Annotated in this window: 9 protein-coding genes; 7 read left to right on the forward strand and 2 right to left on the reverse strand. The window is 63.9% G+C overall.

All coding sequences use genetic code 11. From position 1 onward, the window contains the following. Nucleotides 1-155 precede the first annotated feature (155 nt). Nucleotides 156-653, reverse strand: a complete 498-nt coding sequence (locus DK366_RS00005) for a c-type cytochrome (RefSeq protein ID WP_198651385.1) — start codon at nucleotides 651-653, stop codon at nucleotides 156-158. Between the two features lie 678 nt (nucleotides 654-1331). Between DK366_RS00005 and DK366_RS00010 the strand changes: the two genes are divergently transcribed. The 7 genes from DK366_RS00010 (at nucleotide 1332) to DK366_RS00040 (ending at nucleotide 14823) form a co-directional block, all read left to right on the forward strand. Beyond that, nucleotides 1332-2621 (forward strand): efflux RND transporter periplasmic adaptor subunit, encoded by a 1290-nt coding sequence (locus DK366_RS00010; protein ID WP_109123467.1) that lies wholly within the window; start codon nucleotides 1332-1334, stop codon nucleotides 2619-2621. A gap of 178 nt (nucleotides 2622-2799) precedes the next feature. Further along, nucleotides 2800-6036, forward strand: a complete 3237-nt coding sequence (locus DK366_RS00015; protein WP_109123468.1) for an efflux RND transporter permease subunit — start codon at nucleotides 2800-2802, stop codon at nucleotides 6034-6036. Between the two features lie 157 nt (nucleotides 6037-6193). Then, nucleotides 6194-6715 carry a Rossmann fold nucleotide-binding protein gene (locus DK366_RS00020; protein WP_109123469.1) on the forward strand — a complete coding sequence of 174 codons (522 nt, stop codon included), beginning with the start codon at nucleotides 6194-6196 and terminating at the stop codon, nucleotides 6713-6715. A 336-nt stretch (nucleotides 6716-7051) separates the two neighbouring features. After that, nucleotides 7052-10180 carry an efflux RND transporter permease subunit gene (locus tag DK366_RS00025; protein WP_109123470.1) on the forward strand — a complete coding sequence of 1043 codons (3129 nt, stop codon included), beginning with the start codon at nucleotides 7052-7054 and terminating at the stop codon, nucleotides 10178-10180. A 295-nt stretch (nucleotides 10181-10475) separates the two neighbouring features. Further along, a complete protein-coding gene (locus DK366_RS00030) occupies nucleotides 10476-12707 on the forward strand; it encodes an NADP-dependent isocitrate dehydrogenase (protein ID WP_109123471.1) in 2232 nt (743 codons plus the stop codon). A 286-nt stretch (nucleotides 12708-12993) separates the two neighbouring features. Then, entirely contained in the window at nucleotides 12994-13560 is a 567-nt protein-coding gene (locus tag DK366_RS00035; RefSeq protein WP_109123472.1) for a hypothetical protein, read from the forward strand. Between the two features lie 195 nt (nucleotides 13561-13755). Then, nucleotides 13756-14823, forward strand: coding sequence for a TraB/GumN family protein (locus tag DK366_RS00040; protein WP_109123473.1), 1068 nt, complete (start codon nucleotides 13756-13758; stop codon nucleotides 14821-14823). A 93-nt stretch (nucleotides 14824-14916) separates the two neighbouring features. On the opposite strand, the gene DK366_RS00045 is transcribed toward DK366_RS00040, so the two are convergent. Beyond that, a complete protein-coding gene (locus DK366_RS00045) occupies nucleotides 14917-15861 on the reverse strand; it encodes an aldo/keto reductase (protein ID WP_109123474.1) in 945 nt (314 codons plus the stop codon). Between the last annotated feature and the right edge of the window lie 54 nt (nucleotides 15862-15915).

Below are 15915 nucleotides of genomic sequence, written 5' to 3' on the forward strand. Positions count from 1 at the left end.
CCAACCGCGCGGCTTGGTGGCTCTTTCTCGAGCACCCCCCCCTCACCCCGGCCCTCTCCCCGCCGGGGAGAGGGAGAAGTGCGGGGCATCGCGAATCGCCCAACGAAAAACGCCGCCCTAAGGCGGCGTTTTCAAATACGAAGTACGAAGAAGGCTTACTTCGCCTGATCCACGATCCAGTGCACCGCGGCCTTCACCTGATCATCCGTCAGCGCCGGGTTGCCACCCTTCGCCGGCATCATGTTGCCGTCCGGACCCTTGTAGCCATCCGTCGCGTGCTTGATCAGCGTGTCGATGCCTTCGGCGATGCGTGGACCCCAGTTGGCCTTGTCACCCAGCTTCGGTGCGCCGGCGATGCCTGCGGTGTGGCAGCTGTGGCAGAGGTTGTCGTAGATGGTCTTGCCGTCGGTCGTGCCACCATAGGCGACCTGCGAGGCGGCGGCCTTGGCGGCGGCTTCCTGCGCGGCCTGCATGGCGGCGCGGCCGGTGTCGCCGGCGTAGACACCGCCGGCCGGCGCGATACGCGCTTCGGTCTGGGCGGTGGTTTGCGGATTCACTTCCTTCGGCTCGTGGTCGTAGATCAACCAGGCGCCGCCGATCAGCAGGAGGGTCAGTACAGACAGGCCCACGATCAGCAGCGAGAAGCTACGCATGAAACTCTGGTCGGACTTCGTCAAGGAACCGCTCACGCAATGACTCCAATTCAATGGACAAATCAATGGACGGCCCAAAGGGATGTCGCGGGCCGGATTAGCTTTGGTTCAGGCAACAATTGGCCGAGTATAGACGAAGGCCGCGCCAAGTTTCAGTTGCTCCGATAGCGGCGCCATGTCGCGGTATGACCACACTATTTCATGCAAATTTCTTCATTTTGACGCGATAGGCTGGCAAAACCCTGCCATCGGTCATGGGGTACCCATGTCAACTGGCATTGTCTATTCCCGTTGATCTGACCCTATCCTTTCACTCGACACATAGGTCTTGGGATGCTCTGAGGAATTTTGCGCAGCCGCCACCGGCTCTGTCTGCTCGCAGGTTGCAGGGGAGTCAGCGAAGGCAGACTGGACGTCTGTCGAGCCGGCTTCCCGAAGAGTTGCGGGCAAACAGAGCCGGCCATAGCAGCAAGTTCTGGTGTTTTTGGTGATGTCTGGAAGGCCCGCTGCCGGCGCCGCTCGGCTTGGCAAGACAGCCCGTCTTCCCTGCGCCGTGCAGCGCCGGCAGCGGGCCTTCCAGACATCATGGCGGCTGCGCAAAATTGTTCAGAGCATCCCTGGGCGCGCGGAGCGCACCGAGGGGTCGGGTGACCTGTCTTTCTTTCTGGGAGTTTTTTCATGTCGCGTTTTTGGAAGATCGCGCTGATCGTTGTGGCCGTGATCGTGGTGGGAGCCGTGGGCTTCCGTTTGCTGCACAAGCCCGCTGCCGAGGAAGGCGCACAGGGTCAGCACCGCGGTCAGCACAGGGGACAGGGAGCATCGGGTGACGCCCCAGCCGGCGGCGCCTCGGACAAGGACAAGGACGCCGCACCGGTGCCGGTGACGGTGGAGCCCGTGGTGAAGCAGGATGTGCCGGTGTACCTCACCGCGCTGGGCACCGTGCAGGCGCTCAACACGGTCACGGTGAATCCGCAGATCAGCGGCCAGATGCTGAGCATCAACTTCAAGGAAGGCCAGGAAGTGAAGAAGGGCGACCTGCTCGCGCAGATCGACCCGCGTCCGTTCCAGGCCGCCTATGACCAGTCCGCCGCCAAGCAGCAGCAGGACGAAGCCCAGCTCGCCACCGCGCAGAGCACGCTCAAGCGCAACGATGCGCTGGTGGCGAAGGGTTATGTCGCCCAGCTGGACATGGACACCTACCGCAACAACGTGGCGAACCTCGTTGCCACCGTGGCCGCCGACAAGGCTGCCGTGCGCGCTGCCAAGGTGAACCTGGACTACACCCGCATTCTTTCGCCCATCGATGGCGTGGCCGGCATTCGCCAGGTTGATCCGGGCAACGTCGTTACCACCACCACCAACGTGGTCACGCTGACGCAGATCCACCCGATCTACGTGATGTTCACCCTCCCGGAGCAGAACCTGGAGACGGTGCGCAAGGAAGCCGCCAGCGGTGAACCGCTGGAAGTGCTGGCGCTGGACCGCTCCGACTCGCACACCATTGCCGACGACGGCCAGCTCAACGTGGTCGACAACCAGATCGACACCACCACCGGCACGTTCAAGCTGCGCTCGGTGTTCCAGAACGCCAAGGGCGACCTGTGGCCGGGCCAGTTCGTGAACACGCGCCTGAAGGTGAGCACGGTAAAGGGCGGCCTGGTGATCCCGGCGCAGGCAGTGCAGCGTGGTCCGGATGGCGACTACGTGTACCTGGTGCAGCAGGACCAGACGGTCAAGATGAATCCGGGCAAGGTGGCCAATGAAGTGGGCGACAGCCACGTCATGATTTCCTCGGGCCTCGCGCTCAACGACCTGGTGGTGACGGAAGGCCAGTTCCGCCTGAAGCCGGGCAGCAAGGTCAAGGCGCTCAAGCCGGGCGAAGTGCCGACGGCACCGACCACGGCCGAGATGGACAAGGCCAAGAAGAACGCCAAGCAGCAGGGCGGCGGCGGTCGCCGCGGCGGCTGATTTGTGAGGGATGAGAGACGAGGGATGAGTAGCGAGGGCGTGATGACCAAGCCGTTCGCCGACCATCCATGGTGCTGAGTAGCGCGGGCTTGCGCCCTCGCTGCTCGCCTCTTACCCCTGCATCCATGGCAACGCGCGTTACAGGAACAGGCGCGCTCACCTAACCAACGGCAAACCTATGGGCTTCTCCACACTCTTCATTCGTCGACCGATCGCCACCTCGCTGCTGATGGTGGCGGTGCTGCTGCTCGGCATCCTCGGCTACCGCCAGCTGCCGGTATCGGCGCTGCCCGAGATCGACGCGCCCAGCCTGGTGGTGACCACGCAGTATCCGGGCGCCAGCGCCTCGACCATGGCGTCGCTGGTGACCACGCCGCTGGAGCGCAACCTGGGCCAGATCTCCGGCCTGGCGATGATGACCTCCGACTCGTCGGCCGGTCTCTCGACCATCGTGCTGCAGTTCGCCATGGATCGCGACATCGACATCGCCGCGCAGGACGTGCAGGCCGCCATCAACCAGGCGCGCGGCACGCTGCCCAGCACGCTGCCGTATCCGCCGGTGTACAACCGCGTGAATCCGGCCGATGCGCCCATCATCACGCTCAAGCTCACGTCCGACAGCCTGCCGCTGCGTGACGTGAACAACTACGCCGACTCGATCCTCGCGCAGAAGCTCTCGCAGGTGCAGGGCGTGGGCCTGGTGTCCATCGCCGGCAACGTGCGTCCGGCCGTGCGCGTGCAGGTGAACCCGTCGCAGCTGGCCAATCTCGGCCTCACGATGGAAGACGTGCGCAGCGCGCTCACCGAAGCCAACGTGAACGCGCCCAAGGGCACGCTCAACGGCGCCACGCAGTCCTACAGCATCGGCACCAACGACCAGCTCGCCGACGCCGCCGAGTACAAGAGCACCATCATCGCGTACAAGAACAACGCGCCGGTGCGCCTGTCCGACGTGGCCGAAGTGGTCGACGGCGTGGAGAACGACCAGCTCGCCGCGTGGGCGAACGGCAAACCCGCCGTGCTGCTCGACATCCGTCGCCAGCCGGGCGCCAACATCGTGCAGACCGTGCAGCAGATCCGCGCGATCCTGCCGCAGCTGCAGGCCGTGCTGCCGGCAGACGTGCACCTGGATGTGTTCGCCGACCGCACCATCACCATCCGCGCGTCGGTGGAAGACGTGCAGTTCACGCTGATCCTCACCATCTGCCTGGTGGTGGCGGTGATCTTCGTGTTCCTGCGCCGCCTGTGGGCCACGGTGATTCCGTCCGTTGCGGTGCCGCTGTCGCTGATGGGTACGTTCGGCGTGATGGCCTTCACCGGCATGTCGCTGGACAACCTCTCGCTGATGGCGCTGACCGTGGCCACCGGCTTCGTGGTGGACGATGCGATCGTGATGATCGAAAACATCGTGCGCTACATCGAGCAGGGCAAGGAGGGCAAGGAAGCTGCTGAAATCGGCGCGAAGGAAATCGGCTTCACGGTGCTGTCGCTGACCGTCTCGCTGATTGCCGTGTTCCTGCCGCTGCTGCTGATGCCGGGCGTCACCGGTCGCCTGTTCCACGAATTCGCGTGGGTGCTCACCATTGCGGTGGCCATCTCCATGCTGGTGTCGCTGACGCTGACGCCGATGATGTGCGCCTACCTGCTGCGACCCGATGCGCTGCCCGAAGGCGACGACGCGCACGAGCGCCACGCCGCCGCCGGCAAGAAGACCTGGTGGTCGCGCCTGGTTAATGTGTACGAGAGCTCGCTCGACTGGGTGTTGGGCCATCAGCGCCTGACCATCCTGATCGCGGCGGCCACCGTCGTGCTCACCGTGTTCCTCTACATCGTGATTCCGAAGGGCCTGCTGCCCGAGCAGGACACCGGCCTGATCACCGGCGTGGTGGCGGCCGACCAGAACGTCGCCTTCCCGCAGATGGAGCAGCGCACCAAGGCCGTGGCTGACGCGCTTCGTCGCGACAAGGCGGTGACCGGCGTGGCCGCGTTCATCGGTGCCGGTTCCATCAATCCCACGCTCAACCAGGGTCAGCTCAGCATCGTGCTGAAGGATCGCGGCGACCGCGATGGCCTGGACGAAGTGGTGGCGCGCCTGCAGAAAGAGGCCGCCGGCATTCCGGGCGTGGCGCTGTACCTGAAGCCCGTGCAGGACGTGACGCTGGATAGCCGCGTGTCCGCCACCGAGTACCAGTACTCGATGTCCGACGTGAACGCGACGGAGCTTTCCGGTTACGCCACGCAGATGACGGCAGCGCTGCGCGAACTGCCCGAACTGGCCGACGTGGACAACAACCTCGCCGACCAGGGCACCTCGCTCAAGCTCACCATCGACCGTGAGAAGGCCAGCCGTCTCGGCGTGCCGGTGCAGACCATCGACGATACGCTGTACGACTCGTTCGGCCAGCGCCAGATCTCCACCATCTTCACCCAGCTCAACCAGTACCGCGTGGTGCTGGAAGTGGCGCCGCAGTTCCGCACCAGCACCGCGCTGCTCAACCAGCTCACGGTGAAGAGCAACGGCAGCGGTGCGCTGACGGGCAGCAACGCCACCGCGTTCGGCCAGGTGGCGTCGAGCAACTCGTCCACCAGCACGGGCATCGGTGTTTCCAACACCGGCGTGATCATCGGTGGCGGCGGCACCATTCCGCTGGCGTCGCTCGCGACGGCGGAAATCAGCACGGCGCCGCTGGTGGTCAGCCATCAGCAGCAGCTGCCGGCCGTGACGATCTCCTTCAACCTTGCACCGGGCTATTCGCTGTCCGAAGCGGTGGAAGCGATCCACGGCGTGGAGCAGAAGCTCAACTTCCCGCCGCAGGTGCGTGGCCAGTTCATCGGCAAGGCAGCGGAGTTCTCCACCTCGCTGACCAATGAAGTGCTGCTGCTGATCGCCTCCATCGTGGTGATCTACATCGTGCTGGGCGTGCTGTACGAGAGCTACATCCACCCGCTGACCATCATCTCCACGCTGCCGCCCGCGGGCGTCGGTGCCTTGCTGGCGCTCATCCTGTGCGGCATGAGCCTGTCGGTGGATGGCATCGTGGGTATCGTGCTACTGATCGGTATCGTGAAGAAGAACGCGATCATGATGATCGACTTCGCGATCGAGGCGCAGCGCGAAGGCATGAAGCCGCACGAAGCGATCCGTCGCGCGTGCTTGCTGCGTTTCCGTCCGATCATGATGACCACCGCGGCGGCCATGCTGGGCGCGTTGCCGCTGGCGCTGGGCAACGGCATCGGCGCGGAACTGCGTCGCCCGCTCGGCGTGTCCATCGTGGGCGGCCTGCTGCTCTCCCAGCTGGTGACGCTGTACACCACGCCGGTGATCTACCTGTACATGGAGCGCTTCTCCGACTGGCTGCGCGAACGCCGCGAGCGTCGTGCGCTCGAACGCGCGCAGACGCGGGGCGCGATGTGATGAAACAACGACGATCCGGTGTTCGCCGGGTCGCCGAACACCACGAAAGGGGCGCGGCCGACACGGCGCGCCCCTTTCGGCGTTTTCGACGGGCAGGGTGCAGCGCTGCGCTTGAACCATCTGCTGCCATCCCTGCGAACAAGGCAACGACAGGACCATGACGAGAAAACCCCAGGTATGCGTGCTTGGCAGTGCCGAGCCCGGTTCAAAGGCTTATGAGCTTGCCGGCGAAGCCGGCGCGTTGCTTGCCAGGGCGGGCATCACGGTGGTGAGCGGCTGCGGCAGCCCGGCCACGCGCCATGCCGCACAGCGCGCCATCGATGCGGGCGGGCAGGTGCTCAGCATCATTCCCGCGGATGAAATGCCCGCCGCCGACTGGCCTGCCACGACGGTGGTGCCGTGCGGCATGGGCGATGCGCGCAATCTGTTGATGGCGTTGGCTGGCGATGCCTGCCTTGTCATCGGCGGACGCGCCGGCACCATCTCGGAAGTGTGCCTGGCGTGGCTGCATCGCCGTCCGCTGCTGCCGTTGACGGGTTGCGGCGGCTGGTCCGACGGCCTGCTGGACAACCCGCCGGATGAACGCGGCAATTCGCCGATCCTGCCGTGGGATTCCGTGGCGGCGCTGGAGGCGCAACTCAGATCACTGGGATTGGGTGTGTCGTTGAGTAGCATTTAGACGTCTAAGTCGACACCGTGTCCAACCACGCAACCTCCCTATCCCTCACCGTCATTCCCGCGAAGGCGGGAATCCAGCGACTTTGCTCGGACGCTGGGGGAATGCGAAAGGCACTGGATTCCCGCCTTCGCGGGAATGACGGTGAGGCTAAGCACGCATGACAGCGAGCCTTGAAGCCTGCGCAATTGCATCGACAGCCCCATCAACCAAACCGCCCGTCATGCGTTCTTGCGTGAATGTGCGGTATATACGTAGCTTCGTGCGCGCGCCTTCGTCGGCGAGCGGCTTGTTTGAATACCTTCGCGCCCGGCGCGTTGCTTCTGGTTTCCTGACGGCATGAATATTTCCGGCCCCTTCATCCGCCGCCCGATCGGTACCTCGCTGCTCGCCATGGGCGTGTTCGCGGTGGGCTTGATCTGCTACGTGCTGTTGGGCGTGGCCGCACTGCCGAACATGCAGTTCCCGGTGATCTTCGTGCAGGCCAGCCAGGCGGGCGCGAGTGCCAGCACCATGGCATCCACCGTGGCGGCGCCGCTCGAACGCCATCTCGGCCAGGTGCCGGGCATCGACACCATGCGCTCGTCCAGCTCGCTGGGCAGCACGCAGGTGTTCCTGATGTTCGATACGGGGCGCAACCTCGATTCCGCCGCGCGCGACGTGCAGGCGGCGATCAATGCCGCGCAGTCGGATCTGCCCAGTGGCCTCAACGCTCCGCCGAGCTATCAGAAGGCCAACCCGAACGACGATCCCATCATCGCCTTCGCACTGACCTCGGAAACGCAGTCGGCACGTGAGCTCTACGACATTGCCGACTCGCTGCTTGCACAGCGCATCCGTCAGCTCGAAGGTGTGTCGGAAGTGGACATCCTCGGCGCCGCCACGCCGGCCATTCGCGTGGATGTGAACCTGCGCCAGCTCAATGCGCTGGGTCTCTCGCCCGATCAGCTGCGCAACGCGCTCACCGCCGCCAACGTCACCTCGCCGCAGGGTTTCCTCAGCGACGGCAAGACCACCATGGCGGTGACGGCGAACGATTCGCTGCACAACGCTGCCGACTTCGCCAACCTGGTGATTGCCTCCAACAACGGCACGCCGGTGCGCCTGTCCGATGTGGCCAAGGTGTACGACGGCCTGCAGGACGCGTATCAGGCCGCATGGTTCCAGGGCAAGCCGGCGATCCTGATGTACGTGTATCGCCAGTCCACGGCCAACATCATCGGCACCGTGGATCGCGTGAAGGACGCCGTACCGTTGCTGCGCGATTACCTGCAGCCGGGTACCACGCTCACGCCGTACTTCGATGGCACGCCCACCATTCGCGCATCGCTGCATGAAGTGCAGGCCACGCTGGTGATCAGCCTGTTGATGGTGATGCTGACCATGGCGCTATTCCTGCGCCGCCTTGCACCCACGCTTATCGCCACCGCTGCCGTGCCGTTGTCGCTCGCGGGTGCGGCGATGGTGATGTATGTCCTTGGCTTCACGCTCAACAACCTGACGCTGCTGGCGCTGGTGATCGCGATCGGCTTCGTGGTGGACGATGCCATCGTGGTGATCGAGAACATCGTGCGCCATATCGACCAGGGCATGACGCGCATGGAGGCGGCGCTCGCGGGTGCGAAGGAAATCGGCTTCACCATCGTGTCGATTACCGCCTCGCTGGTGGCCGTGTTCATCCCGTTGCTGTTCATGACTGGCATCACGGGCCTGTTCTTCAAGGAATTCACCATCACCCTGGTGGCGGCCATCATTGTGTCGGCACTGGTGTCGCTCACGCTCACCACATCGCTGTGCGGCCAGTTCCTCTCGGGCCACGAGCAGGACAAGCCCACGACGCGCATCGGCATCGCGCTGGAGAAATTCCAGGCCGGCATGCTCGCCGCGTATTCGCATTGCCTGAAGTTCTCCATCAAGCATGCCTTGGCGTTCTCGCTGACGCCGCTGGTGCTGATCGTCATCACCATCTTCCTGTTCGGCCAGGTGAAGACCGGCCTGTTCCCGCCGCAGGACACCGGTTTGATTCGCGGCCGCGCCACCTCGGGCGCCACCGTGTCCTTCCAGGATGCCGTGGCGCGCCAGCAGCGCTTGATCGACATGCTGCTGAAGGACCACGACGTGGCTCGCGTGGGTTCGCGCCTGGGCACCAGTCGCCAGGGTTCGTCGGGCACGTTCGATATCGAACTGAAGACCCACGCACAAGGCCGCAAGGACGACACCTTCGCCGTGCTCGCCCGCCTGAGTGCCAAGGCCGCGCGCTATCCCGACCTCAACGTGCGCCTGCGCCCCATCCAGGATCTGCCGAGCTTCGGCGGTGGTGGTGGCACCAGTCAGGGCGCGCAGTACCAGGTGTCGTTGCAGGGCGACGATCCGGAAGAATTGACTCTGTGGCTGCCCAAGCTGGTGGCCGAGCTGAAGAAAAACCCCAAGCTCAAGGACGTCGGCAGCGACGTCGACGATGCGGGCCTGCAGCAGAACATCGTGATCGACCGCGACAAGGCCGCACGGCTCGGCGTGGGCATCGGCACCATCGATGGCGCGCTGTACAACGCCTTCGGCCAGCGCCAGATCAGCACCATCTATTCCGACCTCAACCAGTACAAGGTCGTGGTGAATGCGCTGCCCAACCAGACGGCAACGCCCGACTCGATCAACCAGGTCTATGTGGCCAGCACGGCCGGCAAGATGGTGCCGCTCACCGCGTTCGCGCATCAGGAGCCAGGACTTGCGCCGACGCAGATTTCGCACGAAAACCAGTACACCGTGATGAGCATGAGCTTCAACCTCGCGCCCGGCGTGAGCATGGGCGAAGCCTTGGAGATCATTCAGCAGACCGGTGCGCAGATGCGCTTGCCGGGCGACATCCGCATCAACATCGGCGGTGACTTCCGCCGCTTCCAGCAATCGCAGAGCGGCATGCTGTGGCTGTTGCTGGGCGCGGTGGTGGTGGTCTACATCGTGCTGGGCATGCTGTACGAAAGCCTGATCCACCCGGTCACCATTCTTTCCACCTTGCCTGCGGCGGGCGTGGGCGCGTTGCTCGCGTTGTGGATCACCGACACCGAGTTGTCGGTGATCGCGCAAATTGCGTTGGTGCTGTTGATCGGTATCGTGAAGAAAAACGCGATCATGATGATCGACTTCGCGCTGGTCGCGCGCCGCGAGCACGGGCTGAGTCCCGCCGATGCCGCGTACGAGGCAAGCATGGTGCGTTTCCGTCCCATCATGATGACGACGATGGTGGCGATCCTCGCCGCCGTGCCCATCGCGATCGGCCTCGGCGAAGGGTCGGATCTGCGTCGCCCGCTGGGTATCGCGCTGATCGGCGGCCTCTTGATCTCACAGAGCCTGACCCTGCTCAGCACGCCGGCGCTGTACGTGATCTTCTCGTGCCTGGCGGATCGGTTCGCCGCGTGGCGGGCAAGGCGGCGGGTGCCGAAGCGGCTGACTGCAAGCGAAGGCGCCTGAGGCGTAACCCCTTTGTAGGAGCGCACTTGTGCGCGACCCGCCAGGTCGCGGCCTCAGGCATGGCGGTCGCGCACAAGTGCGCTCCTACAAAAAGCCCTGTTGCACCATACCCTTGCGCATTGTTTCAGCCCTGCGCTTTCCCCCCTTCCGCGAAATCGTGACAATGAGGGGCTTTCGTCCGCCCGTTCCGCCCCCATGTGGTTCGGCTCCGGGCGATGTATTCGCCCGAGCCTGGCGCAGCCAGCGGGCGCGCCTCCCCATTCGATAAAGCTGTCGCAGCGAGGTCATAGCAACAATGTCGAACACGCCCAAGATCATCTACACGCTCACGGACGAAGCGCCGTACCTCGCCACGCACTCGCTGCTGCCCATCATCAAGGCGTTCACCGCCACCGCTGGCATCACCGTGGAAACGCGCGACATCTCGCTCGCCGGCCGCATCATTGCCCAGTTCCCGGACGTTCTCCCGGACAACCAGAAGATCGCCGACGACCTCACCGAACTTGGCCAGCTGGCGACCACGCCGGATGCCAACATCATCAAGCTCCCCAACATCAGCGCCTCGATGCCGCAGCTGAAGGCCGCGATCAAGGAGCTGCAGTCGCAGGGCTACGCGCTGCCGGATTACCCGGAAGACCCGAAAGACGTCAGCGAGTGGAACGTCAAGGCGCGCTACGACAAGGTGAAGGGCAGCGCGGTGAACCCGGTGCTGCGCGAAGGCAACTCCGATCGCCGCGCACCGCTTTCGGTGAAGAACTACGCACGCAAGCACCCGCACAAGATGGGCGCGTGGAGCAAGGATTCGAAGACGCACGTGGCCCACATGGACGGCGGCGACTTCTACGGCAGCGAAAAGTCGACCGTGGTCGAGAAAGCCACCAACGTCAAGATCGAATGGTTCGGCAAGGACGGCACCAGCAAGGTGCTGAAGGAAAAGACCGCGCTGAAGGATGGCGAGATCATCGACGCCGCCGTGATGAGCAAGAAGGCGCTGGCCGCCTTCATTGACGCGCAGATCGAAGACGCGAAGAAGCAGGACATCCTGTTCTCGCTGCACCTGAAGGCCACCATGATGAAGGTCTCCGACCCCATCATGTTCGGCTTCGTGGTCAACGAGTTCTACAAGGACGTGCTGACCAGGCACGCCGATACGCTGAAGGGCGTGGGCTTCGAGCCGAACAACGGCATCGGTGATCTCTATGCGCGCCTTGGCCAGCTGCCGCAGGCCAAGCAGGACGAGATCCTCGCCGACATCAAGGCCGAATACACCAAGCGTCCCGCGCTGGCGATGGTGAACTCGGACAAGGGCATCACCAACCTGCATGTGCCGAGCGACGTCATCATCGACGCCTCCATGCCGGCGATGATCCGTGACTCCGGCAAGATGTGGAACACCGAAGGCAAGCTGGCCGACACCAAGGCGGTGATCCCCGATCGCAGCTACGCCGGCGTGTACCAGGTGGTCATCGAAGACTGCAAGGCGAACGGCGCATTCGATCCGGCCACCATGGGCAGCGTGCCCAACGTGGGCCTGATGGCGCAGGCCGCCGAGGAATACGGCTCGCACGACAAGACCTTCCAGATCGCTGGCGACGGCGTGGTCAAGGTCATTGATGACGCCGGCAAGGTGCTGCTGGAGCAGCCGGTGGAAGCGGGCGACATCTGGCGCATGTGCCAGACCAAGGATGCGCCGATCCAGGATTGGGTGAAGCTCGCCGTCACGCGCGCGCGCCTTTCCAATACGCCCGCCGTGTTCTGGCTCGACGCCAACCGCGCACACGATGCGCAGGTGATCAAGAAAGTCGAGCGTTACCTGAAGGATCACGACCTGTCAGGTCTGGACATCCGCGTGCTCGCGCCGGAAGAGGCCACCAAGTTCTCGCTGGAGCGCATCCGCAAGGGCCAGGACACCATCTCGGTGACCGGCAACGTGCTGCGCGATTACCTCACCGACCTGTTCCCGATCATGGAGCTGGGCACCAGCGCCAAGATGCTTTCCATCGTGCCGCTGATGGCCGGTGGCGGCCTGTTCGAAACCGGTGCGGGCGGTTCGGCGCCCAAGCACGTGCAGCAGTTCGTGGAAGAGGATTACCTGCGCTGGGATTCGCTGGGTGAATTCCTCGCCATGGCCGCATCGCTGGAACATCTCGCCAACCGCTACGACAACGCCGACGCCCGCGTGCTGGCCAAGACGCTGGATGAAGCCAACGGCAAGATCCTCGACAACAACAAGTCGCCGGCCCGCAAGGTGGGCGAACTCGACAACCGCGGCAGCCACTTCTACCTCGCCATGTACTGGGCGCAGGCCCTCGCCGCGCAGAACGACGATGCCAAGCTCAAGGCCAAGTTCGAGCCCATCGCCAAGGCGCTCACCGAGAACGAAGCCAAGATCATCGACGAGCTCAACGGTGCGCAGGGCAAGCCGGTCGACATCAAGGGTTACTACCACCCGAACACCGACCTGGTGACCCAGGCCATGCGCCCGAGCAAGACGCTCAACGACGCGCTGGCGCCGCTGTCGCGCTGATTGCGATAAGCATCGGTCCTGGAAAAGGGGCGCTTCGGCGCCCCTTTTTTTGCCTTTTCCGAGCCGTACAAGTGAGCGCGTGGGGAGTGATAATCAACGACAGCGAGCTGGCGATGAGGAAGTCATCATGTCGATCACGTCGCGCATTACCAACGTCGTTGTGGGAGCGCACCCTGTGCGCGACGGTCAAACGGTAGCCTTGCCTTCACCTCGAACCGTCGCGCACAGGGTGCGCTCCCACAAGGGCAATCGCTGCAGGGCCGTGCCCGCCATCCTGGGAGCACCGATGTTTCTGTGGCTGTCCATGGCAAGCGCACAAAGCGCCATTCCATCCGGGGCTGCCAACCTCTGGTTGTTCGAACAGCCCGTGCAAGCGGCACCGCTCTATCGCGCACGCATCGCCGGCACGGCGACTTACCCGCCATACACCGGCAACGCCACACTCGCGTTCGCCTGCCGCGCCGATGGTGGCAGCCTGTCAATGGAGCTGGTGATCGATCCCAAGGCGCTGGGGTTTGATACCGATCCCTACGAGGGGCCGGATGCCATGGCGCATGGGCCCGTCACGGTGTCCACGGCAGGCAGCGATGCGGTCAAGCTCAAGGTGTCAGGCTGGTTCGGGGATGGCGGCGCTTTCAATGTCGGCACACCCTTCATCTTCGGAGCATCGTCGGGAGACATCAGCGCCGTCGCGCAACAAGGAGCGACCGAAAGCGCGCACGGGCAAGTCGTGACGATCGAAGTTCCCGCCAACGCGGGAGGCAAGCCGATGACAGCGACATTTCGCTGGCCCGACGACAACGCGGTTTTGAAACGCGTGATCACGCCTTGCCTTCGTACCCACGTGCACTGACTGAGTGCGCCTTGCGTCGCTGCGAAACCAAACGCCGGCTGCACGAAGCGCCGGTGCGTGTCGTCTGGTGGCCTGCGCGGCCGTTTTACAATGAGCCCCGAAACGCAGCGACAGTTCGCTGAACGCGATGCCCAGCCCAAGGAACCGGCACATGGCGCGCGTGTCTCAAGGCTGCCCTCAACGGAATCTGAAGCCATGATCCCCACTCGTCTTGCACGCTCGTTGTCCGTGGCCTTGCTGGCAGGAACGTTGGCAACGCCCGCCTTGGTCGCTGCGCAGAGTGCACCGGCGCCGGCCAGCAGCGCGCCAGGTCAGGTGCAGAACCTGGAGGCGGTCACCGTCAGCGGCATCCAGCCAGGCCCGGGTCTGTGGAAGGTGAGCAAGGGCGATCACGTGATGTGGGTGCTTGGTACCTTGTCGCCGCTGCCGGACAAGATCCAATGGAAGACCGACGAGGTCGAGCAGACCATCGCCGAATCGCAGGAAGTGCTCGGCCCACCCTCCATTGCGCTGAAACCGAAAACCAATTTCTTCGGCAAATTGTTCCTGCTGCCGTCGCTGGTGGGCGCGCGCAAGAACCCCGATGGCCAGACCTTGCAGCAGATGGTGCCCGCACCCGACTACGCGCGCTGGCTGACGCTGAAGAAACAGTACATCGGCAATGACAGCGGCATCGAAAGCTGGCGCCCGATCTTTGCGGCGGTGGAGTTGTACGACAAGGCCATCAAGCGCTACGGCCTCACCGCCTCCGGCGGCGTGAAGGACTCCGTGCGTGATCTCGCCAAGAAGCACAACGTCAACTTCGTCACCTCGCGCTATACGATGATGATCGACGAGCCGCGCAACGCGGTGAAGACGTTCAAGTCCTCACCGATGGATGATCGCGAATGCTTCGGTCGCACGCTCGACACGGTGGAGCGCGACATGGGGCGCATCACCGAACGCGCCAATGCGTGGGCCACCGGCGATATCGATGAGTTGCGCAAGCTGCCGATGAACGACCAGCGCGAAGCCTGCATTTCCGCCGTGACGGAAGCGGGTTTTGCCAGGCAGCTTGGCTTCAATGACGTGCAGCAGAAGGCCGAATCGATGTGGATGGGTGCGGCGGAGCAGGCGTTGAACACCAACGCGCAGACCTTCGCCATGTTGCCCATGCAGGAAGTGCTGTCGCCCAAGGGCCTCATCGCCCAATTGAAGGCAAAGGGCTATCAGGTGGAAGCGCCGGATGGCAGCGATGCGGAAGGCGTGGCGACACCGCCATAAGTGCGCCCGAGCTTGCCGGTCATTTGAATGATCACGTCACCCCCGGGCGTGCAGGGGTGACGGTAGGTCATTGCCGCCTTGACTCGTGTTGAATCAGGCGCTCGCCTGGTCCAGTACAGCGATGTCTTCCTTGCTCAACTGCAAGCTCACACCCCCCAGCAATTCCTTGAGCTGCGGCAGCGTGGTTGCACTGGCAATCGGTGCCGTCACGCTCGGGCGCGCGATCAACCAGGCGAGTGCGACCTGAGCCTGCGTTGCGTTGTGTGCAGCAGCGACCTTGTCCAGCGCAGCGAGCACGCCAAGGCCGTGCTTGTTGAGGTACTTCTGCACGGCGCCACCGCGTGCCGCGCTCTTGGCGAAGTCCGCCTCGGTGCGATATTTGCCACTGAGGAAACCGCTGGCCAGCGCGTAGTAATTGATGACGCCCACGCCCTCGGCGACCACCAGCGGTTCCAGATCCTGCTCGTATCCCTTGCGGCTCACCAGGTTGTATTCCGGTTGCAGCGTTTCGTAGCGCGGCAGCTTGTATTCCGCCGACACCTTCAACGCTTCGGCAAAACGGTCGGCGACATAGTTGGAAGCGCCGATCACGCGCACCTTGCCCTGCTCGATCAGCTTGCCGAATGCACCCAGCGTTTCGTGCAGCGGTACCGTCGCATCGTCTTCGTGCGCCTGATAGAGATCGATATAGTCGGTCTGCAACCGCTTGAGCGAACCTTCCACCGCCTGGTTGATGTTCATCGGCGACAGGCCCGGATGTTCCGCCCATTTGGCGACCTTGGTGGCAATCACCACCTTGTCGCGCTTGCCGCTGCGCTTGAGCCATTTACCGATGATGGTTTCCGATTCCCCACCGCGATTGCCCGGTACCCACGCCGAATACACGTCCGCCGTATCGATCAGGTTGAAGCCGGCGTCCACGAACGCATCCAGCAGTTCGAACGAGCGCTGCTCATCCACGCTCCAGCCAAAAACGTTGCCGCCGAAAGCCAGGGGCGCGACGGAAACCGTGGACCGACCGAGGGGACGCAATTGCATGGATGTGCTCCGTGTTCGATGTGATGGGGAGGAGGTTCGTGCATACTCGGGAGT

It is taken from the genome of Dyella sp. C11, assembly GCF_003121485.1.
GTDB lineage: Bacteria > Pseudomonadota > Gammaproteobacteria > Xanthomonadales > Rhodanobacteraceae > Dyella.

Coding starts and splice junctions, on each gene's coding strand:
- DK366_RS00005 (WP_198651385.1), bottom strand. CDS start 653: ATGCGTAGCTTCTCGCTGCTGATCGTGGGCCTGTCTGTACTGACCCTC.
- DK366_RS00010 (WP_109123467.1), top strand. CDS start 1,332: ATGTCGCGTTTTTGGAAGATCGCGCTGATCGTTGTGGCCGTGATCGTG.
- DK366_RS00015 (WP_109123468.1), top strand. CDS start 2,800: ATGGGCTTCTCCACACTCTTCATTCGTCGACCGATCGCCACCTCGCTG.
- DK366_RS00020 (WP_109123469.1), top strand. CDS start 6,194: ATGACGAGAAAACCCCAGGTATGCGTGCTTGGCAGTGCCGAGCCCGGT.
- DK366_RS00025 (WP_109123470.1), top strand. CDS start 7,052: ATGAATATTTCCGGCCCCTTCATCCGCCGCCCGATCGGTACCTCGCTG.
- DK366_RS00030 (WP_109123471.1), top strand. CDS start 10,476: ATGTCGAACACGCCCAAGATCATCTACACGCTCACGGACGAAGCGCCG.
- DK366_RS00035 (WP_109123472.1), top strand. CDS start 12,994: ATGTTTCTGTGGCTGTCCATGGCAAGCGCACAAAGCGCCATTCCATCC.
- DK366_RS00040 (WP_109123473.1), top strand. CDS start 13,756: ATGATCCCCACTCGTCTTGCACGCTCGTTGTCCGTGGCCTTGCTGGCA.
- DK366_RS00045 (WP_109123474.1), bottom strand. CDS start 15,861: ATGCAATTGCGTCCCCTCGGTCGGTCCACGGTTTCCGTCGCGCCCCTG.